This window comes from Acidovorax soli (assembly GCF_014207955.1).
Taxonomy (GTDB): domain Bacteria; phylum Pseudomonadota; class Gammaproteobacteria; order Burkholderiales; family Burkholderiaceae_C; genus Acidovorax; species Acidovorax soli_A.
Genome location: NZ_JACHLK010000004.1, coordinates 41042 through 64099 on the forward strand (window position 1 = coordinate 41042; position 23058 = coordinate 64099).

Consider the following 23058-nt stretch of genomic DNA (forward strand, 5'->3'; position numbering starts at 1 on the left):
TCTCTCGACTCGCTGTGCGAGTCGGGAGGGGGACGCTCCCGGCGCAAGCGCTGGATACGCCGCCTTCGCGGCGGGGCGGCCCTTGCGCGGGAGCACTGGCCTTGGCCGCGCCAGTCCTTCGGGCTGTGGGCCTCAATTGCGGCACCATGCCAACGGCAGCTACCGCTTGAAACGCCCGTCGGTACCGATGATGGAGAGGTCGGAGAAATCCAGGCCCGAGTGGTCGGTGGCGCTGAAGGAGAGCGTCAAACCCCCCATGTCCCAGTTGCGTATGCCTTCGAGGCCTGCGTGCAGCTTGGCACGGTCGGGCTTGGGGCCGGCGCGCTTGAGGCCTTCGACCAGCACCTTGGCGCTCACGAAGCCCTCGACCATGGCGGGGGTCAGTTCGCTCACGCCACCGGCCTTGGCCAGGTCCATGGCTTCCTTGATCAGTGGGTAGTTCAGCGAACGCTCGGAGGGGAAGACCTGCGTCACCACCACGCCGCGCGCGCTCTCGCCCAGGGCCTTCACAAAGCCGCCCGAGGCGTTGTTCGACAGGGTCACGATCTGCCCGGTGACGCCCGCGGTGCGCAGCGCCTTGATGCCGTCCACCACGGCCGCGCCGGTGCCGATGAAGATCACCGCCTGCGGCTGCTTTTGCGCCACGCGCGGGGCGATGGCGGAGTAGTCGGGCTTGGCGCGGTCGAATTTCTCGATGAACAGGGCATCGATGCGGTTGGCCTTGAAGCCCGCCTGGGCCCCTGCCAGCCCGTCGGCGCCGAAGGTGTCGTCCACGTGCACCACGCCGATCTGCTTGATGCCCAGGGTGTTGAGGTGGGTGATGGCCTTTTCCACCTCGCGCTGGTAGGTGGCGCGCACATTGAACACGTACTTGAGCACGGGCTGGTGCAGCACCATGGCGCCGGTGGAGGGGCCGATGAGTGGCACACCGTGCTGCTCCAGCACCGGCACGATGCCCTGGGTGTGCGGCGTGCCCCGGGTCATGAAGAGGCCGATCACGCCCTTCTGCTCGATCAGCGTGCGCGTGTTCTCCAGCGTGAGCTTGGGGTCGAACTTGTCGTCGAGCGTGATGACCTCGACCTTCTGCCCGGCCACGCCGCCGCGTGCATTCACATGGTCGAGGTAGAGCGAGGCGCCCTTCATCGACTCCTGCACCGTGGCGGCCGCCGAGCCGGTCACGCCGACCGTCTGGCCGATGAGGATCTGGGCCCGGGCCGGGCCTGCCAGGGCCAGCAGGGCCAGCAGGGCGCAGGCCGTGGGGGTGGGGAAGGCGGCAAGGTACTTCATACAGACCCCGGTGGTAGGTGGCTGGCGACAGTGTAGGCCGAAGGTGTGACAAAAGGTAGCCGGGGCTTTGCCTGGGCCATGCCTGACAACCGCCGCTTCGCCTCAGCGGCGGAACTTGCCGTCGGTGCCGATGATGGACAGGTCGGCGAAATCCAGGCCGGTGTGGTCGTCGGGGCCGTAGCTCAGCTCCAGGCCGCCGAGGTCGAACTTCTTGATGCCTTCGAGGGCGACCTGGATCTTCTCGCGCGTGGGTTTGGGGCCGGCGCGCTTGAGGCCTTCGACCAGCACCTTGGCGGCGGCAAAGCCTTCGAGCATGGCGGGGCTGATCTCGGCCACGCCCTTGGCCTTGGCCAGCGCCTGGGCCTCCTTGACCATGCCATAGGTCACGGCCCGCTCATTGGGGTAGACCTGGGTGACGATCACGCCACGCGCGTTGGCGCCCAGGCTCTTGATGAAGCCACCGGAAGCGTTGTTCGACAGGGTCACGATCTGCGCGGCCGAGCCCGCGCCGCGGATCGCGTTGCCCGCGTCCACCACGGCCGAACCCGAGGCGATCATCAGCACGGCCTGCACCTGGGCCTTGGCCACCTTGGCGGCGATGGGGGCGAAGTCGGGCTTGGCGCGGTCGAACTTTTCCTGCAGGGTCGCGGTCAGCTTGCTGGCAGCCAGGCCCTTCAGGGCACCGGCCAGGCCATCGGCACCGAAGCTGTCGTCGGCGTAAACCAGGGCGATGCGGGTGATGCCCATCGATGCCAGGTGGGTCATGGCCTTTTCGGCTTCGCGCTGGTAGGTGGCGCGCACGTTGAAGATGTTCTTGCGCACGGGCTGGTGCAGCACCATGGCACCGGTGGACGGGCCCACCAGCGCCACGCCGTGCTTGTCCAGCAGGGGGATCATGGCCTCGGTGTGGGGCGTGCCGCGCGTGAGGAACATGGCCAGCACGTTCTTTTCCTCGATCAGCTTGCGCGCGTTCTCGGCGGCCAGCTTGGGGTCGAACTTGTCGTCCATCGAGACGATCTCGATCTTCTGGCCGTTGACGCCGCCCTTGGCGTTGACGGCATCGATGAACAGCATGGCGCCGTCGGCCGTTTCCTTGACCCCCGCTGCCACCGTGCCCGAATAGCCCGCCGTCTGGCCGATCAGGATCTGTGCCTGGCCCGTGCCGCACAGCGCGGCAGCCAGGACGGCCGTGGCCCCCCATTGTGTCCATGTGGTGTTCATGGTCGTCTCCTTGGAATTGTGTGGTTACTCTAAGAGATGTCCGCGCCTGGCGGATTGGCATAACCCGACACACTGACAGGACTTGTCAGCAGATGTCAGGCCTGGGGGTATTGCAAGGGGGCCGGACGGGAGCGATGGCCCTGCCTAGAATGTTCCGCCTCACCTTGAAAGACCGCATCCATGACGCAGGGACTGATCCGTATCCGCGGCGCACGCCAGCACAACCTCAAGAACCTGGATCTGGACATCCGCACCGGGGAGCTCACGGTGGTCACGGGCCCCAGCGGCTCGGGCAAGTCCAGCCTGGTGTTCGACACGCTGTACGCCGAAGGCCAGCGCCGCTATGTAGAGACCTTCAGTGCCTATGCGCGCCAGTTCCTGGACCGCATGGACAAGCCGGCTGTGGACAAGGTGGAAGGCGTGCCGCCGGCCATCGCCATCGACCAGACCAACCCGGTGCGCAGCTCGCGCTCCACGGTGGGCACGATGACCGAGCTCAACGACCACCTCAAATTGCTGTTCGCGCGCGCCGGCCAGCTGTTCGACCGCGAGACCGCCCAGCCGGTGCGCCACGATTCGCCCGAGACCATCTACGCCGAACTGCAGCGCCGCTGCGCCGAAGGGGGCGACCCGCGCATCGTGCTCACCTTCCCCGTGGAGCTGCCCGCCAACACCTCGGCCGAGCAGGTCGAGCAGTGGCTGTCGGCCAGCGGCTTCACCAAGGTGCAGGCCGAGCGCGAGGTGGCCACGCCCACCGGCCCGCGCAAACTGCTGGACGTGGTGGCCGACCGCTTCCGCCTGGGCAATGCCGAGAAGGCGCGCGTGATCGAGGCCATCGAAGTGGCCTTGAAGCGCGGCACGGGCCGGCTCAATGTCTACCGCATGGCCGATGCCCCTGAGGCCGAGCCCGAACTGTGGCGCTTTTCCACCGGCCTGCACTGCCCCGACAGCGACCTGCGCTACAGCGAGCCCATCCCCTCGATGTTCTCGTTCAACTCCGCCGTGGGCGCCTGCGAGACCTGCCGCGGCTTCGGCCGCGTGATCGGGGTGGACTACGGCCTGGTCATCCCCAACGACAAACTCACCCTGCGTGCCGGTGCCATCAAGACCATCCAGACCCCGGCCTGGAAGGAGGCGCAGGACGACCTCATGCGCCACGCCGAGACCGCCGGCATCCCGCGCGACACGCCCTGGAACAAGCTCACCGAGGAGCAGAAGAAGTGGGTCATCGGCGGCGCGCCCGGCTACAAGGAAGGGCAGTGGAGCAAGCAGTGGTACGGCATCAAGCGCTTCTTCGAGTACCTGGAGAGCAAGGCCTACAAGATGCACATCCGCGTGCTGCTGTCCAAGTACCGCAGCTACACGCCATGCCCCACCTGCGCCGGTGCGCGCCTCAAGACCGAGAGCCTGCAGTGGCGCATCGGCAGCAAGGACGCGGCGGACGCCGTGCTTGAACCCGGCCAACGCTTCCTGCCCGAGGGCGTGCAGTGGAGCCGTGCCCAGCTCGAAGCCCTGCCCGGCCTGTGCCTGCACGACCTGATGCTGCTGCCCATCGACCGGCTGCGCCGCTTCTTCGACCGCATGGACTTCGCGGCCGAGGGTGCGCAGGGCAATGAAGGCGAGGCCCAGGCCCTGAAGCTGCTGTTCGAGGAGATCACCACGCGCCTGAAATACCTGTGCGATGTGGGCATCGGCTACCTCACGCTGGACCGGCAAAGCCGCACCCTGAGCGGCGGCGAGGTGCAGCGCATCAACCTGACCACGGCGCTGGGCACCTCGCTGGTCAACACCTTGTTCGTGCTCGACGAGCCCAGCATCGGCCTGCACCCGCGCGACATGCACCGCATCACCGAGGCCATGCTGCGCCTGCGCGATGCCGGCAACACCCTGGTGGTGGTGGAGCACGACCCGGCCGTGATGCTGGCGGCCGACCGCATGATCGACATGGGCCCTGGCCCGGGCCGCCTGGGCGGGCAGATCGCCTTCGACGGCACCACGGCCGACCTGCGCCAGGCCGACACACTCACCGGTGCCTACCTGAGCGGGCGCAAGCACGTGGGCTTCGGCTTCAAGCGCATGGTGACCGAGGCCACGCCGCGCCTGGTCCTTGAAGGCGCGCGCGAGCACAACCTGCGCGACGTGTCGGTGGAGTTCCCGCTGCAGCGCCTGGTCACGGTGACCGGTGTCAGCGGTTCGGGCAAATCGAGCCTGGTGCAGGACGTGCTGGCCCCGGCGCTGCTGCGCCACTTCGGCAAGGCCACGGATTCGCCGGGCGCGCACGACCGCATGCTGGGCGCGGACCACCTGTCGGACGTGGTTTTCGTGGACCAGTCGCCCATCGGAAAGACGGCGCGTTCCAACCCCGTGAGCTACGTGGGTGCGTGGGACAGCATCCGTGAACTCTTCGCCGTGGCACCGCTGGCCAAGCAGCGCAGCTACACGGCGGCCAAGTTCAGCTTCAATAGCGGCGACGGGCGCTGCCCGACCTGCGGCGGATCGGGCTTCGAGCATGTGGAGATGCAGTTCCTGTCCGACGTGTACCTGCGCTGCCCCGATTGCGATGGCAAGCGCTACCGCCCCGAGATCCTGGAGATCAGCATCGAGCGCGGCGGCCGCACGCTCAACGTGGCCGACGTGCTGGCCCTCACCGTGGCCGAGGCGGCCGACCTGTTCGCCAGCGACCGCGACGTGATCCGCGCGCTGCAGCCCATCGTGGACGTGGGGCTCGAATACGTGGCCCTGGGCCAGCCCGTGCCCACGCTCTCGGGTGGCGAGGCGCAGCGCCTCAAGCTCGCGGGCTTCTTGGCCGAGGCCGCGCGCACGGCCGCCAAGTCGCGCCAGGCCGTGGCGCGCAAGGGCACGCTGTTCCTGTTCGACGAGCCGACCACGGGCCTGCACTTCGACGACATCGCCAAGCTCATGCGCGCGCTGCGCAAGCTCATCGATGCGGGGCACTCGCTGATCGTGATCGAGCACAACCTGGACGTGATCCGCGCCAGCGACTGGCTCATCGACCTGGGCCCCGAGGGCGGCGACGGCGGCGGCCTGGTGGTGGCCGAAGGCACGCCCGAGGACGTGCGCCAGCACGCCAGCTCGCACACCGGCCAGGCCCTGCGCGACTACGAGCTGGCCCTGGGCGAGGGTGGCCATTCGGTGCACGAGAAGGCGGCCACGCTGCGCCGCCAGCAGCGCCTGGCGCATGCCGACCAGGCCGACGTGGCCAAGAACGCCATCGAGATCGTCAACGCCAAGGAGCACAACCTCAAGAACCTGAGCGTGGACATCCCGCGCGGCAGTTTCAACGTGGTGACCGGCGTCAGTGGCTCGGGCAAGTCCACGCTGGCCTTCGACATTTTGTTCAACGAAGGGCAGCGCCGCTACCTCGAATCGCTCAACGCCTATGCGCGCAGCATCGTGCAGCCCGCGGGCCGGCCCGAGGTGGATGCCGTCTACGGCATCCCGCCCACCGTGGCCATCGAGCAGCGCCTGTCGCGCGGCGGGCGCAAGTCCACCGTGGGCACGACCACCGAGGTCTGGCATTTCCTGCGCCTCTTGTACGTCAAGCTCGGCACCCAGCACTGCGTGAACGAGGGCGCTGCCGTGCAGCCGCAGACACCCGAGAGCATTGCCGCGCAGCTCTTGCGCAACTTCCGCGGCCAGCACATCGGCCTGCTCGCGCCGCTGGTGATGAACCGCAAGGGCGTGTACACCGAACTGGCCGACTGGGCACGCCCGCGCGGCTTCACCCACCTGCGGGTGGACGGCAACTTCCTGCCCACCACGGGCTTCCCGCGTATCGACCGCTTCAAGGAGCACACCATCGAGCTGCCCGTGGCCAGCATCGACGTGTCGGCCGAGGGCGAGGCGCTGCTGCGCGAATCGCTGGCCCAGGCGCTGACCCACGGTAAGGGCGTGGTGCACGTGCTCAGCAGCCTGGAAGGCCTGCGTGAGGCCATGCTGGCCGGCAAGCCCACCTCGGCCATCGGCACGCTGCAGGCCTTTTCGACCAAGCGTGCCTGCCCGGTGTGCGCCACCTCGTACGCCGAGCTCGACCCGCGCCTGTTCAGCTACAACAGCAAGCACGGCTGGTGCCCCGATTGCGTGGGCACGGGCGTCAAGCTCACCAAGGACCAGCGCAAGGTGTTCGACGATTCGGTGCAGGACGACAATGAAAAGGGCCGCGAGCAGACCTTTGCCGAGCCCGAGGTCGAGGACCTGGCCGACACCGCCTGCCCCAGCTGCCAGGGCACGCGCCTGAACCCCGTGGCGCGCGCCGTGCGCTTTGCGGGCGTGGCCATCACCGACATTGCGGCCCTGTCCGTCACCGACGTACGCCGCTGGGTCGAGACCTTGCAGGACGAGGGCGGCATGACGGCGCGCGAGGCCGATATCGCGCGCGACCTGGTGCCCGAAATCAAGAGCCGGCTCGAATTCCTGGAGGAAGTGGGCCTGGGCTACCTCACACTGGACCGCGGCGCGCCCACGCTCTCGGGCGGCGAGGCGCAGCGCATCCGCCTGGCGGCGCAGCTGGGCAGCAACCTGCAAGGCGTGTGCTACGTGCTCGACGAGCCCACCATCGGCCTGCATGCGCGCGACAACCAGATCTTGCTCAACGCCCTGCACAAGCTCGGCGACAAGGGCAACACCCTGGTGGTGGTGGAGCACGACGAGGACACCATCCGCCGTGCCGACCACATCATCGACATCGGCCCGAGCGCCGGCAAGCGCGGCGGCCGCCTGGTAGCGCAGGGCAGCGTGGCCGACCTCACGGCCACGGAGGATTCGCAGACCGGCCGCTACCTGCTGCACGCCATGAAGCACCCGCTGCAGCTGCGCCGCAGCATGCAGCCGGGCGAGCTGAGCGCCGAGGACCTGGCGTTGGCCGAGCCCGCAGAGGCCCCCGCAGGGCGTCAGAGCGCCGCCGCGAAAAAGCGTGCAGCGGCGGCGGCCGCACTCGGTGCCGAAGCGCTGGCCGAAGCCAAGGCCCGCGCCGCGATGCGCTGGCTCACGGTGTACGGCGCGCACCTGCACAACCTGCAGGACGTGACGGCCACCGTGCCGCTGCACCGCCTGGTGGCGGTGACGGGCGTGAGCGGCTCGGGCAAGTCCACGCTGGCCCGCGATGTGCTGCTGCACAACGTGCAGGCCTGGGTGCAGCAGCGCTCTACCAAGGCCGGGCGCGATGCCATGGACGCGGGCAAGGCCCCGCCGCTCGTGGGCTGCACAGGCCTGGCGGGCTTCGAGTCCATCGACCGCGTGCTCGAAGTGGACCAGACGCCCATCGGCAAGACGCCGCGCTCCTGCCCCGCCACCTACATCGGCTTCTGGGACACCATCCGCAAGCTTTTTTCCGAGACGCTGGAGGCCAAGGCGCGCGGCTATGCGGCCGGGCGCTTCAGCTTCAACACCGGCGAGGGCCGCTGCCCGAGCTGCGAAGGGCAGGGCATCCGCACCATCGCCATGAGCTTTTTGCCCGACGTGAAGGTGCCCTGCGAGGCCTGCCACGGCGCGCGTTTCAACCCCGAGACGCTGGCCGTGACCTGGCGCGGCAAGAGCATCGGCGACGTTCTGCAGATGGAGGTGGACGAGGCCGTGGACTTCTTCGCCTCCATGCCCTCCATCGCACACCCGCTGCAGCTGCTTAAGGACGTGGGCCTGGGCTACCTCACGCTGGGCCAGCCCTCGCCCACGCTCTCGGGCGGCGAGGCGCAGCGCATCAAGCTCGTGACCGAGCTCACCAAGGTGCGCGACGAGGTGGGCCGCCGCGGCCAGAAGGCGCCGCACACGCTCTATGTGCTCGACGAGCCCACCGTGGGCCTGCACATGGCCGATGTGGACAAGCTCATCCGCGTGCTGCACCGCCTGGTCGATGGCGGCCACAGCGTGGTGGTGATCGAGCACGACCTGGACGTGATCGCCGAGGCCGACTGGATCATCGACCTGGGGCCCGAAGGGGGCAAGGCCGGGGGGCGGATCGTGGCCGCCGCCACACCGGAGGAGGTGGTGAAGCAGGGCACGCACACGGGGGTGGCGCTGGCGCCAGTGCTGGCGCGCTGACGCGGTACGGGACAGGAATCTCCGCTCTGTACGGCAGGCAGGGCGGGGACAGGGGGCTGGCAGGGCGACCCACGTGGGGGTTGGGAAACGTCCTACGGCAGGCGCGGAACTCGGCGCACGTGGCGAGGAAGGGCAAAAACCTACTCTTCGTTTCATGGGTTACGGCGCAAAGGCGCCAAGCCCAAAAGCCCGTAACCCCCTTCAACTACCCGCACACTGCCATGACCTCCCATCCCAAATCCCTCATCGCGCTGGCCCTCGTATCCGTACTGCTCACCGCCTGTGGCGGTGGTGGCGGCGGTGGAGGCAGCGGCAGCTTCAGCAGCACCAGCAGCAGTGAGCTTGCTGCCGTCGTGCCGGATCCCGATCCCAGCACCGAGCCTGGTGTGCTGACCGTGACCGATGCCACCGTGCCCAGCCTCAATGGCGTCTATGGCAACGGCCAGCTCACGCTGTCCGAGGTGTACTACCAGGAAGCCATGGGCGGCAAACCTGCCACCTGCGCCTACAAATTCATGGGCGCCGACAAGGTGGGCGCCACCGCCACCGCTGCCACGACCACCGATACGGTAGTGGACGTGACCAGCACGCCTGTCGCCATCGTCGGCACGTCCACCACGCAGGCCGCTGTAGTGGGCAATATCACCGCACCCGTTTCGCTCACCGGCGCAGCACCCGTGGCAGCGGCCCAGGGCGTTGCGACCGCCTTCGGCAAGATCAGCTACCGCCCCTCGGCCACGGGCCTGTATGTCGTCTTCCTGACCTTCAACGGCAAGGAATACGCGAGCCTGGACTCGGTCGACACCCTGGTGGACCGCAGTGGCAACCTGGTGCGCTTCACCAGCAAGACCATGGGGGCCACCGATGGATCGACCGATACCCTGAAGCTGACGGCCATCATTCCGATGCACGCCACGCGCAACGCCAATTGCTGATCTTTGGTGCGCAGGCGGCCCCTGTGCGCCGGGGGCCCGATTTCCCCCTCGGCCGGTCTCCAGTCTCCGACCGGTTTTTGGCCCGCTTTCCCATGGAAAGCGGGCTTTTTTGCGGCAGTGCGTGCGCCTGCCCTGTAGGCGTGGGTCCTACGAGGGGCAGGGCTGTTGGCGCACGCCGCCTGCGGGAACCCGCTCCTACGATGCGTTGACCTTCACACGACAAAGCTGCCTGCCATGAACTCCCTCTTCAAGACCTGTTCTGCCCTTGCCGCTGCCAGCGCATTGCTGGTGGCCTGCGGTGGAGGCAACAACGACGATCCCACGCCCAGCAACGAGCCGGGCATCCTCACGGTGGTGGATGCCACCCTGCCTGGACTCAACGGCGTGTACGGCAATGGCGCACTCAATCTGACCGAGGTCGACAAGAAAAACCCCATCGGCTCGGTGCCCGAGCTGTGCACCTTCCGCTTCGATGGCGCCAACAAGGTCGGTTCGACCGAAACCGCCTTTGGCGATGTGCGCTACCGGCCCGACGCAACCGGCCTGCACCAGATCTTCGTGACCTTTGCCGGCAAGGAATACAGCAACGGCGATACCGTGGACACGGTGGTCGCACGCGACAGCAACCAGGTGCGCCTCTCCAGCAAGACACTCTCGGCCACCGATGGCTCCGGCAACACCCTCAAGGTCAGCGGCATCATTCCCATGCGCCCCAACCGTCCGCTGGGTTGCTGAAGCCAAGCACCCTCCCCAGACCTGCTGTTTCCCCCCTCGGCCGGCGAGTCCGCTCCCACCGGTCATTGGCCCCGCCCATCCTGGAGATGGACGGGGTCTCTTTTTTTCTGTGGCACCGTCACAATGGAGTGGCCAGTTCCCTGCCGTCCCATGTCGCCTTCTTCGTCCCCGTCTGCCCAGGTGGTGTGGCTGCACCCCGAGGCGCCTCCCAAGCCCGCCGAAGGCGCGCCCTGCAATGGCTGCGGCCTGTGCTGCCTGGCCGAGCCCTGCCCGGTGGGGGTGCTGGTGTCGCGCCGGCGCACCGGTGCCTGCGCGGCCTTGCGCTGGAGCGATGGCGAAGGCCGCTACCTGTGCGGCATGGTGTCCGATCCGGGGGGCGTGACCGGACTGCGCAACCCCTGGCTGGTGCGCGCCATCGGTGCCTGGGCCCGGCGCTCGATTGCGGCGGGGGTGGGCTGCGATGCGCGGCTGGACGCCGAGATGCCGCCGCGCTGAAGGTCCATCGCGGCGGCTGTCCAACATCACCCCCGGCGCGCCAGGTGGATGCCCGCCAGCATGCAGCGCACGGAACCACCCGCCAGCTCGATGGTGGGCACGTCGAGCGGCAGCAGCGTGGCGCTGCGTTCGATCACGGCCTTCTGCTCCGCGCTGAGGCTGGCCGCCGCGCGGGCCGACAGGGCCAGTACCCGGCCTTGCGCTCCCGTGAGCTCCAGTGCGTTGCCCGCGAACGCGCCGATCTGCTGTGCACTCAGTTCGATCACGGCGCGGCCGGATTCCGCCAGGCGCTCGCGCACCGCCTGGCGCCGTGCGGGGTCGCGGATCAGGTGAAAGCCGCCCAGCGCGAAATCGGTGCCCACGCACAGCATCACATTGGTGTGGTAGCAGGGCAGGCCCTGGGCATCGGCCGTGGCAAAGGCCATGGGCTCGTAGTTGAAGTGGGTGCAAAAACGCTCCAGCGCCACCGGGTCGGCGCGGTTCGACTGCGCCGTGTAGGCCACGCGCGCGATGTGGTCGAGCACCATGGCGCCCGTGCCTTCGAGGAACATGCCGTCCGGCTCCAGACCTGAGTAGTCGATCACGTCCTGCACGCGGTACTCGGCCTTGAGCATCTCGATCACATCGGTGCGTCGCTCGCGCCGGCGGCTCTCGGCAAACATCGGATAGATCGCCACATGGCCGCCCGCATGGGTCGAGAACCAGTTGTTGGGGAACACGGCGTCGGGCGTGTCACGCTCGCCCAGGTCCTCGAACAGGTGCACACGCACCCCCGCGGCCTGCAGCCGGGCCGCGGCGGCCGTCACTTCGGCATGGGCGAGCCGGGCGATGGCCTCGGGCGCCTGGGCTGTTTGTGACTGGAAGGCGTTGTCGGCTGCCGTGTCGGGGTTGGGGTGGAAGCGGTGCGGGCGCACCATGGCGACGGCGGCAGGGGCTTGGGCAGAAGGCTGGGGCATGGAGTGGGCAGAGATGAAGAGGGTCAGAGTCCCTGGAATTCTCGAAAAGGGCCGCGCTACAGAAAAGCCATCTACCTGATCAAAATGCGTGGAAAATTGGCGATCTGATTGATGAGTGAATCACTATGGGCAATATCGACGACACCGACCGCCAGATCATCGGCATCCTGCGCAGCGATGCGCGCACCCCCGTGGCCGTGCTGGCGCAGAAGCTGCGCGTCTCGCGCGGCACGGTGCAGAACCGCCTGCGCAAGATGGAAGAGAGCGGTGTCATCACCGGCTACACCCTGCGCCTGCGCCCCGACTCCGAGCCCCAGCGCATACGCGCCTGGATGAGCATTGCCGTGGAGGGCAATGCCGCGCCCGAGGTCATCCGCGCGCTGCGCGGCGAGCCGGCCGTGGACACCCTGCACAGCACCAACGGCCGCTGGGACATCGTGGCCGAGGTGCGCGCCGAAAGCCTGGAGGCCTTCGACCGGGCGCTGGGCCGCATCCGCCTCACGCCGGGCATCGCCAACACCGAAACCAGCATCCTCTTGTCCACCTACAAGGCCTGAGGGGCAGGTGCTGTGGCAGGCGCCTGCGTGACACTTGCTAGGGAGTTTCCTGCATGCCTAACAGAGGGGACTGCAGTCCAATGCAGGGATCTATGTCTTCCAAGGATTCCACCATGCAACGCCGCCGTCAGATCATCCAGTGGGGTGCCGCCGCCGCGGTGGCTCCGGCCACCCTGCTGGCCCAGGCGCAGAGCTTTCCGGCCAAGCCCATCAAGCTCGTGATTGCCTTCCCTGCGGGCGGCCCCACCGACATCACCATGCGCTCGCTGGCCGACAACGCCGGCAAGATCCTCGGCCAGCCCGTGATCGTGGAGAACAAGCCCGGGGCCGGCGGCACGCTGCCTGCGCAGCAGCTGCAGGGCTCTCCGGCCGATGGCTATACCATTGCGCAGATTCCGCTCGGCGTGTTCCGCCTGCCCTACACCACCAAGATCAGCTGGGACCCGGTCAAGGACATCGCCTACGTGCTCAACGTCACCGGCTATGCCTTCGGCCTTGTGGTGCCGGCCGATTCGCCGCTCAAGACCTGGACGCACTTCGTGGCCTGGGCCAAGGCCAACCCGGGCAAGCTCAGCTATGGCTCCACGGGCACCATGACCAGCCCGCACCTGACCATGGAGCTCATTGCCCAGCAGCTGGGGCTGGAGCTGCTGCACGTGCCTTACAAGGGCAGTGCCGACCTGATGCAGTCCATCCTGGGCGGGCAGATCATGGCGGCGGCCGACTCCACGGGTTTTGCGCCGCAGGTCGAGGCCGGCAAGCTGCGCGTGCTCAATACCTGGGGCGCCGAGCGCCTGGCCAAGTTCCCCGACGCGCCCACGCTCAAGGAGCTGGGGCTCAACCTGGTGCAGAACTCGCCCTTCGGCATCGGCGCGCCCAAGGGCACGCCCGATGCGGTGGTCAAGCGCCTGCACGATGCCTTCAAGAAGGCCATGGAGCAGGAGAGCTACAAGACCGCCCTGGCACGCTACGACATGGTGCCCATGTACATGGGCACCGCGGCCTACCAGAAGTTCGCGCAGGACACCTTTGCGCGCGAGAAGGCACTGGTCGAAAAGCTGGGCCTGGCAAAGCCATCCTAGGCCCGAGCCATCGCCCTGCTGGCTGTCCAACGAAACGGTGCGTTTCACCACCCGCGACGCATGAAATTGGCGCGGCCGAAGCCAGTGCTCCCGTGCAAGGGCCGCCCCGCCGCACCGGGAGCGTCCCCCTCCCGACTCGCGTAGCGAGGCGAGAGAGGGGCTGAGGGCCGCGGCTCCGAGCCTGCCTGCGCAGGCTCGGACGTGCGCGAAGAGCTACCGCCTCTGGCGGTAGCACCGAGGCGCGCAGCGACTCAGGGGGTGATACCCCTTACAGCCAACCCGCCTTGCGGAAGCGGTAGTAGAGGTAGCCGCAGGCGCTGGCGATGACCGCCAGGGCTGCGGCGTATCCGTAGCGCCATTTCAGCTCCGGCATGTGCTCGAAGTTCATGCCCCAGATGCCCGCGAAGGCCGTGCACACCGCGAACAGGCTGGCCCAGGCGGCCAGGCGTTTGACGACCTCGCCGTCCTCGATGGTCACCATGGACAGGTTCACGTGGATGGCCGTGCCGATGGAATCGCGGATGGATTCGATGGAGGCGTTGATGCGCCCCAGGTGGTCCACCACGTCGCGGAAATACTCCTGCGAAGGGGTGCACAGCTGCGGCACGCGCCCGCCGTGCAGCTTGCCCGCGCCTTCGAGCAGGGGCGCCACCCCGTGCTTGAGCAGCGTCAGGCGCTGCTTGAGCGCATACAGCCGCTGCACGCTGCCGCGCGCCGTGCCGTCCTGGGCCGAGAAGATCTGCTGCTCGATGGTCTCGAGCTCGACCTCCAGTGCCTCGATGACCGGGAAATAGCGGTCCACCACCGCATCCATGAGCGCATACAGCACGAAGCCCGGCCCCGTGGCCAGCAGCTCGGGCTCGCGTTCGCAGCGCTGGCGCACATCGCTGAAACCCTGCTCGCTGCGGTTGCGCACCGAAACCACGTAGTTGCGGCCCACGAAGACATTGAGCTCGCCGATGCGCGCGGGTGTGGCGTTCAGCCCTTCGGTCTCCAAGAGGTGCAGCACCACGAAAAGCGAGTCGCCATACTCCTCCACCTTGGGCCGCTGGTGCCCGTGCTGGGCATCCTCGATGGCCAGTGGGTGCAGGTGGAAGGCCTGCTGCAGCGCGGCCAGCTCCTGCACGGTGGCATCGTGCAGGGCCACCCAGACAAAGCAGTTGGGCAGGTGGATGTGGTCGCCGATCTCGCTGACGGGGATGTCGGCGAGCTTGGTTCCGTTTTCGTAGACAACGCAGTTGACCAGCATGTTGGCTCCGGGCGCAGGGATGGCAATGATCTTGCCATTGCACCACCTGTTGGCGCAGGAGCAAGGGCGCCTGGGCGGCATTTCTGGCGAAAGCTTTACGGCAGGTGCCGAAGTTTTTACGCGGCCTTTATGGGCGCCTGCCTACGCTCGATCCCCTGTCCATCTGCGTTTGATTGCACCCCATGAAATTTCCCCGTGCCCTTTTCTCCATCGTCTTGCTGGCCACCGCTCCCCTGCTGGCCAATGCCCAGCTGACGGGCAACGTCAGCCTGACCACCAACTACAAGTTCCGTGGCCAGGACCAGGATGCGTCCAAGGCCCGGGCCGTCAAGCCTGCCATCCAGGGCGGCTTTGACTACGCCTTCGGCGAATCGGGCTTCTACGTCGGCAACTGGAACTCCAGCGTCGACTGGCTGCCCCGCAACTCCATCGAGTCCGACATCTACGGCGGCTACAAGTTCAAGGCCGGCTCGGTCGACCTGGACGTGGGCCTCCTGACCTACATCTACCCCGGCAACAGCAACGGCAACACCACCGAAGTCTATGGCGCCGCCACCTTCGGCCCCGTGACCGCCAAGTACTCGCACACCCTGTCCAAGGACTACTTCGCGTACGCCGGTCCCGGCTTCAAGGGCCGCAACACCGGCTACCTGAACCTGGCCTTCGCACAGGAAGTGGCGCCCAAGATCACCGTCAAGGCATCGGTGGGCTACACGCGCTTCGGTGGCGACATCGTGGCCCCCAACTACATCGACTACAGCGTGGGCGGTGCCTACGATTTCGGTTCGGGCCTGTCGCTGGGCGCTGCCGTGGTGGGCGCCAACAAGAAGGACTACTTCGGCCCCGTCAACCAATCGCGCGTGATCGTCACGCTGACCAAAACCTTGTAGACCCTCAGCGCCGCACCAGGCGTGCTGGCAGGTGGTTGAGCCGCAGCGCCATGTTGGCGCGCCCTTCGCCGAAGTGCACCAGCCAGGCATGGGTGATGCGGCTGTTGGCCTGGCTGGCGCTCCAGAACCAGGTGGGCGGTGTGTCGGGAAAGGCCTGGCTGTCGATGGCCGGGTCGCGGCGCGCCTCGTCCACCAGCGTGTGCAGCTCGCCCACGGTGGGCAGGCGCCAGCCGGCCTGCTGCGCGGCATGCGTGGCCGCCTCGATCTGGGTAAAGGCGCGGGGCTCGCCCGTGCAGCCCACACCGGTCCATGCCATGCCCTCGGCGCAGCGGCGCCAGGTCAGGCCGGTGCTGCGGTCGTGCACCTCCTGCCCACCGGCGCGCACGGAAAACCGGCTGGGCGTTTGCTGGGCCGACCCCAGGTACCCGCCCAATGCGCACAGGCCCAGGGCCAGCCAGGCGATGGCAAAGCGCTTGCGCCGGGCCATGTGCGCCGGGCCTGGTGCCGTCAGGCGGTGGCCGCCACGCCCGCCAGGATGCGCTGCGCCACCTGGGCGAAGCCGGCACCGCGTTCGCCTTCGGTCACATAGCGTGGCAGGTGCGCCAGCTGCGGCACGAAGCGCGCGATGTTGGCCACGCCCACGCTGTGCGCGAAGTGCTGGAACATGAGCTGGTCGTTGGTGGAGTCGCCCACATAGACCCATTGGCCGATCTCGGCGTCGAGGTCGCGCCCGAACAGCGTGCGCACGATCCAGCGCGCGCCTTCGAGCTTGTTGTGCGTGCCGAACCAGCCGTTGATGTGGATGCTGCTCACCGTGGCGTTCATGCCGGCCGCGCGCATGCGCTGCACGGCCGCGTCGATGGCCTCTTGCGGCAACTGCGTGAACTCGCTGTGGTCGATGGCGATGTCGGTCTCGCGCCCGGGCGAGTCGGTGGCCCGGTGTGCGCCGGGCACTTCGCGCTCCACCTGGGCCAGCACCTGCTGCATGCGCGCGTAGTTGGCCGTGCGCGTGGGCTCGTCCTGCTGGTAGCTCTTGGCCAGAGCGGCGCCCGCCGGGCCGTCCACGCGGCGCAGTGCCACGGCGCCGTTCTCGGCCACGATGGCGTCCACGGGCCAGCTCAGGGCAAAGGGCTCGCTCCAGCCCACGGGTCGGCCGGTGATGGGAATGACGTGCAGGCCGGCGGCACGCAGTGCGCCCAGTGCCTGCAGCGCATCGGGCGTGATCGCGCCGTCGGTGGTCAGGGTGTCGTCGATGTCGGTGAAGACACCGAGCAGCGGCAGGTGGGCCGCTGGGGCCCATGCACTCAGGGGTTGCATCGGTACGCTCAGCTCGCGCTGCCCAGGCTCAGCCCCGCATGTTCGCGCAGCGGGTGGAAGTGGATCTTGGGAAAGCGCTCCTGCGCCAGGCGCACGTCGTAGGGCGAGGTGCACAGGTAGGCCAGGGTGTCGGCCGCATCGTGCGCCAGGCGCAGCGGGTAGGCGTCGGTGAAGGCGCGCAGGTCGGCCGCGTTGTCCGCGGTGATCCAGCGGGCACCCGTGTACTGGCAGCCTTCCAGGCGTACGTCGGCGTCGTACTCGGCCTTGAGGCGGTGCTGCACCACTTCGAACTGCAGCTGGCCCACGGCGCCCAGCAGCATGTTGCCGCCGGCATCGGGCTTGAAGACCTGGATCGCGCCCTCCTCGCCCAGCTGGGCCAGTCCCTGCTGCAGCTGCTTGGTGCGCAGCGGGTTCTTGAGCACCACGGTCATGAACATTTCGGGCGCGAAGAACGGCAGGCCAGTGAACTGCAGGTTGGCACCGTCGGTGATGGTGTCGCCGAGCTGCACACCGCCGTGCGTGGTGAAACCGATGATGTCGCCCGCGTAGGCTTCTTCGACCGCCTCGCGGCGCTGCGACATGAAGGTCACGACCGAGGTGGGGCGCAGCTCCTTGGCGCTGCGCTGCACCTTGAGCTTCATGCCCGGCGTGTACTTGCCCGAGGCCACACGCACGAAGGCGATGCGGTCGCGGTGGTTGGCGTCCATGTTGGCCTGCACCTTGAACACCACGCCGGCAAAGCCTTCGTCCTCGGGTTGGATGGTCTTGACCACGGGCTGCTTGTTGACCTGCAGCGTGCTCACGCGCGGGCCAGGGGGCGGGGCCATGTCGACCAGGGCGTCGAGCACTTCCATCACCCCGAAGTTGTTCACCCCGGAGCCGAAGAACACGGGCGTCAGCTTGCCGGCCAGGAAGGCCTCGTGGTTCCACTCGGGCGAGGCGCCCACGGCCAGTTCCATGCTTTCGAGTGCCGCGTCGAACTCGGCGCCGAAGCGCGCGCGCAGCGTGGCCTCATCCGACAGGGGGATGGACTCGAAATCCTGCGGGCGGCGTTCGCTGCCGGACTCGAACACCGTCATGGTCTTGGTGCGCAGGTTGATGATGCCGCCGAAGGCCTTGCCCTGGCCCACGGGCCAGGTCATGGGGCAGCAGGGCATGCCCAGCTCGCGCTCCACCTCGTCCATGATGTCCAGCGGGTCGCGCACCTCGCGGTCCATCTTGTTCACGAAGGTGATGATGGGCGTGTCGCGCTGGCGGCAGACCTCGATCAGGCGGCGCGTCTGCGCTTCCACGCCGTTGGCGGCATCGATCACCATCAGCGCCGAGTCGACGGCGGTGAGCACGCGGTAGGTGTCTTCCGAGAAGTCCTTGTGGCCAGGCGTGTCGAGCAGGTTGATCACATGCTCGCGGTACAGCATCTGCATGACCGACGAGGCCACCGAGATGCCGCGCTGCTTTTCGATCTCCATCCAGTCCGAGGTGGCATGGCGGCTGGCCTTGCGGCCCTTGACCGCGCCGGCGATCTGGATCGCGCCCGAGAACAGCAGCAGCTTTTCGGTCAGCGTCGTCTTGCCCGCGTCGGGGTGGGAAATGATGGCAAAGGTGCGGCGGCGCCGTGTTTCGGGGGCGTAGGACACAGGGGATTCCAAGAGAGGGCAGGGGTGGGCAGCTCGCTGCGGCAGGGGCCTGCGGCAGTCGGCGCGGCAGGCGCTCACGCGCCCGAAACCGCCGATTTTACCGGGCTCGCGCCCAGACCCCTCGGTGGCCGTATCCGAGTTTCTCCACCGCGCTTCGCGCGACCCGTGACGGATGAGACTGGCGCGGCCTAAGCCAGTGCTCCCGTGCAAGGGCCGCCCCGCCGCACCGGGAGCGTCCCCCTCTCCCGACTTGCGCAGCGAGTCGAGAGAGGGGGAAGGCGCGAAGCGACTCAGGGGGAGCTTCAGGACGTCTGGGCATGGCGTGCATACATCTTCTGCATGCCGCCCAGCCAGCGCTCGTAGTCCTGGCCCTTGTTGCGGAAGTACTGCGCCACCTCGGGATGCGGCAGCACCAGGAAGCGGCCGTCCTGCATGGCGGCCAGCACGTCGCCCGCCACCTGCTCGGGCGGCAGGATGCCGTCGTGCGAGGCCGAGCCGCCATCGCCCGTGACCATGGCGGTCTGCACCGACTGCGGGCACAGGCAGGCCACACCCACGCCCTTGCGGCCGTAGGCGATGCGCAGCCACTCGGCAAAGGCCACGGCCGCGTGCTTGGTGACGGCGTAGGGGGCCGACTCGACGATGGTCAGCAGCCCGGCGGCCGAGGCCGTGACGAGGAAGAAGCCCTCGCCGCGCTCCACCATCTCGGGCACCACGGCACGCGCGGCCCAGACATGGGCCATGCCGTGGATGTTCCACATCGCGTCCCACAGCGGGTCTTCGAGCTCGATGCCGCCCGGGCGGCCCAGGATGCCCGCGTTGGAGAGGTAGGCGTCCACGCGGCCGTAGCGTTCGCGCGTGGTGGCCACCAGGGCCTTGATGTCGGCCTCGCGCGAGACGTCGCAGCGCACGGCCTGGCCACCGATCTCTTCGGCCACGGCCTGGGCAGCCTCCAGCTGCAGGTCGGCCACGACCACAGCGCGCGCGCCCTCTGCGGCAAAGCGCCGCGCCATGCTGCGGCCGATGCCGCTGGCGCCGCCGGTGACGATGATGACCTTGTCCTTCGGGTCCATGGGAAATGCTCCTTCTGCTGTGAGGGCGCCAGTGTGGAGCGGCGCGCCGGGCGAAGCAGCCGCGCAGGTGACAAGCTCAGCGTGGCGCCTGCCGGAGGGCGGCGCAGCACAGCTGTTCCACGCCATCGGCCCATTGCCGCATGGCGGCCGGGTCGAACTGGAGCAGCAGCACATAGCGCCGCCCGCCCCAGGCCGACAGGTGCAGTGCCTGCGCGATCTCCGGCCCCGGTGGGTGGGGCAGGTCGGTGCAGGCGGCCAGCACCCGGCCCCAGGCGGCAGCCAGTTCCTCATGGGCGCGGCGGTGGTCGCGGGGCTCTGCCATCTGCGTCTCCAGTGCCAGCATCTCGGGGTGGAACCAGGGCAGCTCGGGCGCGTCCACGCCGCAGACCAGCCGCACCAGGTGGTGGATGCGCTGCTCCCAGGGCAGACCGGCGGGCTGCACCGCCTCACGGTCGATGGCAGCGAGCAGGGCCTCGATGCAGTGGCGCACATAGCCCGAGAGCAGGGCTGTCTTGTTGGGGAAGTAGTCGTAGAGCGTGCCCACCGCAATGCCGGTCTCCAGGGCCACATTGCGTGTGGTGAGCTTGTCCCAGCCATCGCGCTGCCAAATCCGAACAAAGGCGTCGTAGATGGCCTGCACGGTGAAGCGGGCACGCGCCTGGCGCGGCCGCTTCAAGGGCCTGGCGGTTGCGGCGGGGCTGGCGGGCGGGGCCTTCACCGGTTTCCGAACCCGCAGCCAGGCAGGGCGCCATACAGTGATCGCAGCGCACATTCACCACCGTACCGGAGACACCCCATGAGCATGCTGACCCGCCTGTTGACAGACAAGAACGCATTGAATCACACCCGCACCGAGCAGTTGCCCCTGGCGCCGCTGCAGCCCGGCGAGGCCATTGTGCGTGTGGACCGCGTAGCCGTGACGACCAACAACATCACCTACGCAGCCTTTGGCGACGCCATGCGCTACTGGGATTTCTTTCCCACCGGCGAGGTGGGCTGGGGCCATATGCCGGTGTGGGGCTTTGCCGAGGTCGTGGCCTCCGACGTGGAGGGCGTGGCCGTGGGCGAACGCTTCTACGGCTACTGGCCGATTGCCAGCCACCTGCGCATGCAGCCCGTGCGCGTGACGGCGCGGGGCTTCTACGATGGCGCGGAGCACCGCCAGGGCCTGACCTCGGCCTACAACCAGTACACGCGCACCAGCGCCGACCCGGCCTACCGTGCCGAAGACGAGAACTGGCAGATGCTGGTGCGGCCGCTGTTCATCACTTCGTTCATGCTCGCGGACTTCCTGGTGGACAACGGCTTCTTCGGCGCCCGGCGCCTGGTGTTCTCCAGTGCGTCGAGCAAGACGGCCTTCGGTACGGCGTTCTGCCTGGCGCAGGAGGGCGGTATCGAGCGCGTGGCTCTGACCTCCGAACGCAACCGCGCCTTCGTGCAGGGGCTGGGGTGTTACGGGCGCACGGTAGCCTACGGCGAACTGGAGGCGCTGGAGACGGCTGTGCCCACGCTGTATGTGGATTTTTCGGGCGACGAGGACCTGCGTGCACGCGTGCACCACCACCTGGGTGCTGCGCTGGTCTACGACTGCTATGCCGGCTCGGCGCAGAACACGCAGTTCCTGCGCGATGCCGCCCTGCCCGGGCCGGCCCCGGCGTTCTACTTCGCGCCCGTGCAGATCAAGAAGCGCAATGCCGACTGGGGCCCGGAGGTGGTGAACCAGAAGTTCAACGCCGCGCAACGCGCCTTCATCGAGCGCATCAGCGACCCGCGCCAGCCCTGGATGCGGGTGCAGGAGCACCAGGGGTTCGCCGCGGCGCAGACCTTGGTGGACGACCTGCACGCGGGCCGCATCGACCCGCAGGCGGGCCATGTGGTGCTTCTGTAGCCTTATAATGCGCGCATCCGAGGAGCGTTGCAGCGTCCCCAGCACTGGCGGGGCGTGAGGCTCGGAGTCATCTAGCAACGACGCTCATCCACTTCTCGTGTGGTGAGTGAGCCTACCGTCTCATCCCCCGCGCTGAAGTGGTCTTTCAATCATGCTTTGGAGCACACCACCATGAACGCACGCGTCAACGCCCCGGTCAACACCGACTGCATCATTGCCGACATCGGCCTGGCCGAATGGGGCCGCAAGGAAATCCGCATCGCCGAAACCGAGATGCCCGGCCTGATGGCCATCCGCGAGGAATTCGCCGCCGGCCAGCCCCTGAAGGGCGCCCGCATCACCGGCTCGCTGCACATGACCATCCAGACGGCCGTGCTGATCGAGACCCTCAAGGCCCTGGGCGCCGATGTGCGCTGGGCTTCGTGCAACATCTTCTCCACGCAGGACCACGCCGCCGCCGCCATTGCCGCTGGCGGCACGCCGGTGTTCGCCGTCAAGGGCGAGTCGCTGGAAGAGTACTGGGACTACACGCACCGCATCTTCGAATTCGGCGCCAAGGGCGCTGCGGGCGAAGGCCCCAACATGATCCTGGACGACGGCGGCGATGCCACGCTGCTCATGCACCTGGGCCAGCGCGCCGAGAAGGACCTGTCCGTGGTGGCCAACCCCGGCAGCGAGGAAGAGCGCATTCTGTTCGCGGCCATCAAGGCCAAGATCGCGCAGGACCCCACTTGGTACACGCGCAAGTCGGCCGAGATCATCGGCGTGACCGAGGAAACCACCACCGGCGTGCACCGCCTCAACGAGATGTCGGCCAAGGGCACGCTGCTGTTCCGCGCCATCAACGTGAACGACTCGGTGACCAAGAGCAAGTTCGACAACCTCTACGGCTGCCGCGAGTCGCTGGTGGACGGCATCAAGCGCGCCACCGACGTGATGATCGCCGGCAAGATCGCCGTGGTCGCCGGCTACGGTGACGTGGGCAAGGGCTGTGCCCAGGCGCTGGCCGCCCTGCGCGCCCAGGTCTGGGTGACCGAGATCGACCCCATCAACGCCCTGCAGGCCGCGATGGAAGGCTACAAGGTCGTGACCATGGAGTACGCCGCCGACAAGGCCGACATCTTCGTCACCACGACCGGCAACAAGGACGTGATCCGCCACGAGCACATGGTGGCCATGAAGAACGAATCCATCGTCTGCAACATCGGCCACTTCGACAACGAGATCGACGTCGCCTCGATCGAGAAGTACCAGTGGGAGGAAGTCAAGCCCCAGGTGGACCACGTGATCTTCCCCGATGGCAAGCGCATCACGCTGCTGGCCAAGGGCCGCCTGGTGAACCTGGGCTGCGCCACGGGCCACCCGAGCTTCGTGATGTCCAGCTCCTTCGCCAACCAGACCATTGCGCAGATCGAGCTGTTCACCAAGCAGGACGCCTACCAGGCCGGCAAGGTCTACGTGCTGCCCAAGGTGCTGGACGAGAAGGTCGCGCGCCTGCACCTCAAGAAGGTCGGCGCCCAGCTCACCGAGCTGACGGACACGCAGGCCGCCTACATCGGCGTGAACAAGTCGGGCCCCTACAAGCCCGATACCTACCGTTACTGACCGGTAGCCGGCGCCCGTGCCCCTGGTGGCACGGGACAGGCGCGCCCTGGCGGGCGCGCCTTCCATGGCCTTCA

18 protein-coding genes and 1 riboswitch are annotated in these 23058 nt (G+C 67.9%); of the genes, 9 read left to right on the forward strand and 9 right to left on the reverse strand.

Annotation, left to right across the window (positions count from 1 at the left end):
- Positions 1–159: 159 nt before the first annotated feature.
- Together HNP48_RS11870 and HNP48_RS11875 are read right to left on the reverse strand one after the other, a co-directional pair.
- Positions 160–1287, reverse strand: a complete 1128-nt coding sequence (locus tag HNP48_RS11870; RefSeq protein ID WP_184857147.1) for an ABC transporter substrate-binding protein — start codon at positions 1285–1287, stop codon at positions 160–162.
- A 102-nt stretch (positions 1288–1389) separates the two neighbouring features.
- Complete coding sequence (locus HNP48_RS11875) at positions 1390–2508, reverse strand: ABC transporter substrate-binding protein (RefSeq protein WP_184857148.1); 1119 nt, start codon at positions 2506–2508, stop codon at positions 1390–1392.
- A 180-nt stretch (positions 2509–2688) separates the two neighbouring features.
- On the opposite strand from HNP48_RS11875, the gene uvrA reads away from it, so the two are divergent.
- The 4 genes from uvrA to HNP48_RS11895 all read left to right on the forward strand — a co-directional run bounded on the left by uvrA (position 2689) and on the right by HNP48_RS11895 (position 10730).
- Positions 2689–8565 carry an excinuclease ABC subunit UvrA gene (gene uvrA, locus HNP48_RS11880; protein ID WP_184857149.1) on the forward strand — a complete coding sequence of 1959 codons (5877 nt, stop codon included), beginning with the start codon at positions 2689–2691 and terminating at the stop codon, positions 8563–8565.
- Positions 8566–8786: 221 nt separating this feature from the next.
- On the forward strand, positions 8787–9500 hold the full coding sequence (locus HNP48_RS11885) for a hypothetical protein (protein ID WP_184857150.1): 714 nt from the start codon (positions 8787–8789) through the stop codon (positions 9498–9500).
- A 234-nt stretch (positions 9501–9734) separates the two neighbouring features.
- On the forward strand, positions 9735–10235 hold the full coding sequence (locus HNP48_RS11890; protein ID WP_184857151.1) for a hypothetical protein: 501 nt from the start codon (positions 9735–9737) through the stop codon (positions 10233–10235).
- A 150-nt stretch (positions 10236–10385) separates the two neighbouring features.
- The gene (locus HNP48_RS11895; RefSeq protein ID WP_184857152.1) at positions 10386–10730 is read left to right on the forward strand and encodes a hypothetical protein; all 345 of its coding nucleotides are present in this window, start codon (positions 10386–10388) and stop codon (positions 10728–10730) included.
- A gap of 26 nt (positions 10731–10756) precedes the next feature.
- On the opposite strand, the gene ctlX is transcribed toward HNP48_RS11895, so the two are convergent.
- Complete coding sequence (gene ctlX / locus HNP48_RS11900) at positions 10757–11686, reverse strand: citrulline utilization hydrolase CtlX (RefSeq protein ID WP_184857153.1); 930 nt, start codon at positions 11684–11686, stop codon at positions 10757–10759.
- A gap of 125 nt (positions 11687–11811) precedes the next feature.
- On the opposite strand from ctlX, the gene HNP48_RS11905 reads away from it, so the two are divergent.
- Both HNP48_RS11905 and HNP48_RS11910 read left to right on the forward strand, forming a co-directional pair.
- Entirely contained in the window at positions 11812–12243 is a 432-nt protein-coding gene (locus HNP48_RS11905) for an Lrp/AsnC family transcriptional regulator (protein ID WP_184857154.1), read from the forward strand.
- A 113-nt stretch (positions 12244–12356) separates the two neighbouring features.
- Entirely contained in the window at positions 12357–13325 is a 969-nt protein-coding gene (locus HNP48_RS11910) for a tripartite tricarboxylate transporter substrate binding protein (RefSeq protein ID WP_184857155.1), read from the forward strand.
- Between the two features lie 268 nt (positions 13326–13593).
- On the opposite strand, the gene HNP48_RS11915 is transcribed toward HNP48_RS11910, so the two are convergent.
- Positions 13594–14574, reverse strand: a complete 981-nt coding sequence (locus HNP48_RS11915; protein ID WP_184857156.1) for a magnesium and cobalt transport protein CorA — start codon at positions 14572–14574, stop codon at positions 13594–13596.
- 182 nt (positions 14575–14756) lie between these two features.
- Between HNP48_RS11915 and HNP48_RS11920 the strand changes: the two genes are divergently transcribed.
- Positions 14757–15464 (forward strand): TorF family putative porin, encoded by a 708-nt coding sequence (locus tag HNP48_RS11920; protein WP_184857157.1) that lies wholly within the window; start codon positions 14757–14759, stop codon positions 15462–15464.
- A gap of 4 nt (positions 15465–15468) precedes the next feature.
- Here the strand turns inward: HNP48_RS11920 and HNP48_RS11925 are convergent, their stop codons facing one another.
- The 5 genes from HNP48_RS11925 to HNP48_RS11945 form a co-directional block, all read right to left on the reverse strand.
- Positions 15469–15951: a DUF1566 domain-containing protein gene (locus HNP48_RS11925; protein WP_184857158.1), complete on the reverse strand. Its 483-nt coding sequence runs from the start codon at positions 15949–15951 to the stop codon at positions 15469–15471.
- A gap of 20 nt (positions 15952–15971) precedes the next feature.
- Complete coding sequence (locus HNP48_RS11930) at positions 15972–16781, reverse strand: HAD-IIB family hydrolase (RefSeq protein WP_184857159.1); 810 nt, start codon at positions 16779–16781, stop codon at positions 15972–15974.
- Positions 16782–16789: 8 nt separating this feature from the next.
- Positions 16790–18418, reverse strand: coding sequence for a peptide chain release factor 3 (locus tag HNP48_RS11935; protein WP_184857160.1), 1629 nt, complete (start codon positions 18416–18418; stop codon positions 16790–16792).
- Between the two features lie 302 nt (positions 18419–18720).
- Positions 18721–19491 carry an SDR family oxidoreductase gene (locus tag HNP48_RS11940; protein ID WP_184857161.1) on the reverse strand — a complete coding sequence of 257 codons (771 nt, stop codon included), beginning with the start codon at positions 19489–19491 and terminating at the stop codon, positions 18721–18723.
- A 76-nt stretch (positions 19492–19567) separates the two neighbouring features.
- Complete coding sequence (locus HNP48_RS11945; RefSeq protein WP_260420211.1) at positions 19568–20167, reverse strand: TetR/AcrR family transcriptional regulator; 600 nt, start codon at positions 20165–20167, stop codon at positions 19568–19570.
- Positions 20168–20287: 120 nt separating this feature from the next.
- Here HNP48_RS11945 and HNP48_RS11950 point away from each other — a divergent pair, with 120 nt between their 5' ends.
- On the forward strand, positions 20288–21379 hold the full coding sequence (locus HNP48_RS11950) for a DUF2855 family protein (RefSeq protein WP_184857163.1): 1092 nt from the start codon (positions 20288–20290) through the stop codon (positions 21377–21379).
- 14 nt (positions 21380–21393) lie between these two features.
- A riboswitch (S-adenosyl-L-homocysteine riboswitch) is annotated at positions 21394–21472 on the forward strand.
- 78 nt (positions 21473–21550) lie between these two features.
- Positions 21551–22984: an adenosylhomocysteinase gene (gene ahcY / locus HNP48_RS11955; protein WP_184857164.1), complete on the forward strand. Its 1434-nt coding sequence runs from the start codon at positions 21551–21553 to the stop codon at positions 22982–22984.
- Positions 22985–23058 lie beyond the last annotated feature (74 nt).

Bases quoted from the DNA above. Each gene is read 5' to 3' on its own strand.
- HNP48_RS11870 (WP_184857147.1), bottom strand. From the start codon at position 1,287: ATGAAGTACCTTGCCGCCTTCCCCACCCCCACGGCCTGCGCCCTGCTG.
- HNP48_RS11875 (WP_184857148.1), bottom strand. From the start codon at position 2,508: ATGAACACCACATGGACACAATGGGGGGCCACGGCCGTCCTGGCTGCC.
- uvrA (WP_184857149.1), top strand. From the start codon at position 2,689: ATGACGCAGGGACTGATCCGTATCCGCGGCGCACGCCAGCACAACCTC.
- HNP48_RS11885 (WP_184857150.1), top strand. From the start codon at position 8,787: ATGACCTCCCATCCCAAATCCCTCATCGCGCTGGCCCTCGTATCCGTA.
- HNP48_RS11890 (WP_184857151.1), top strand. From the start codon at position 9,735: ATGAACTCCCTCTTCAAGACCTGTTCTGCCCTTGCCGCTGCCAGCGCA.
- HNP48_RS11895 (WP_184857152.1), top strand. From the start codon at position 10,386: ATGTCGCCTTCTTCGTCCCCGTCTGCCCAGGTGGTGTGGCTGCACCCC.
- ctlX (WP_184857153.1), bottom strand. From the start codon at position 11,686: ATGCCCCAGCCTTCTGCCCAAGCCCCTGCCGCCGTCGCCATGGTGCGC.
- HNP48_RS11905 (WP_184857154.1), top strand. From the start codon at position 11,812: ATGGGCAATATCGACGACACCGACCGCCAGATCATCGGCATCCTGCGC.
- HNP48_RS11910 (WP_184857155.1), top strand. From the start codon at position 12,357: ATGCAACGCCGCCGTCAGATCATCCAGTGGGGTGCCGCCGCCGCGGTG.
- HNP48_RS11915 (WP_184857156.1), bottom strand. From the start codon at position 14,574: ATGCTGGTCAACTGCGTTGTCTACGAAAACGGAACCAAGCTCGCCGAC.
- HNP48_RS11920 (WP_184857157.1), top strand. From the start codon at position 14,757: ATGAAATTTCCCCGTGCCCTTTTCTCCATCGTCTTGCTGGCCACCGCT.
- HNP48_RS11925 (WP_184857158.1), bottom strand. From the start codon at position 15,951: ATGGCCCGGCGCAAGCGCTTTGCCATCGCCTGGCTGGCCCTGGGCCTG.
- HNP48_RS11930 (WP_184857159.1), bottom strand. From the start codon at position 16,781: ATGCAACCCCTGAGTGCATGGGCCCCAGCGGCCCACCTGCCGCTGCTC.
- HNP48_RS11940 (WP_184857161.1), bottom strand. From the start codon at position 19,491: ATGGACCCGAAGGACAAGGTCATCATCGTCACCGGCGGCGCCAGCGGC.
- HNP48_RS11950 (WP_184857163.1), top strand. From the start codon at position 20,288: ATGAGCATGCTGACCCGCCTGTTGACAGACAAGAACGCATTGAATCAC.
- ahcY (WP_184857164.1), top strand. From the start codon at position 21,551: ATGAACGCACGCGTCAACGCCCCGGTCAACACCGACTGCATCATTGCC.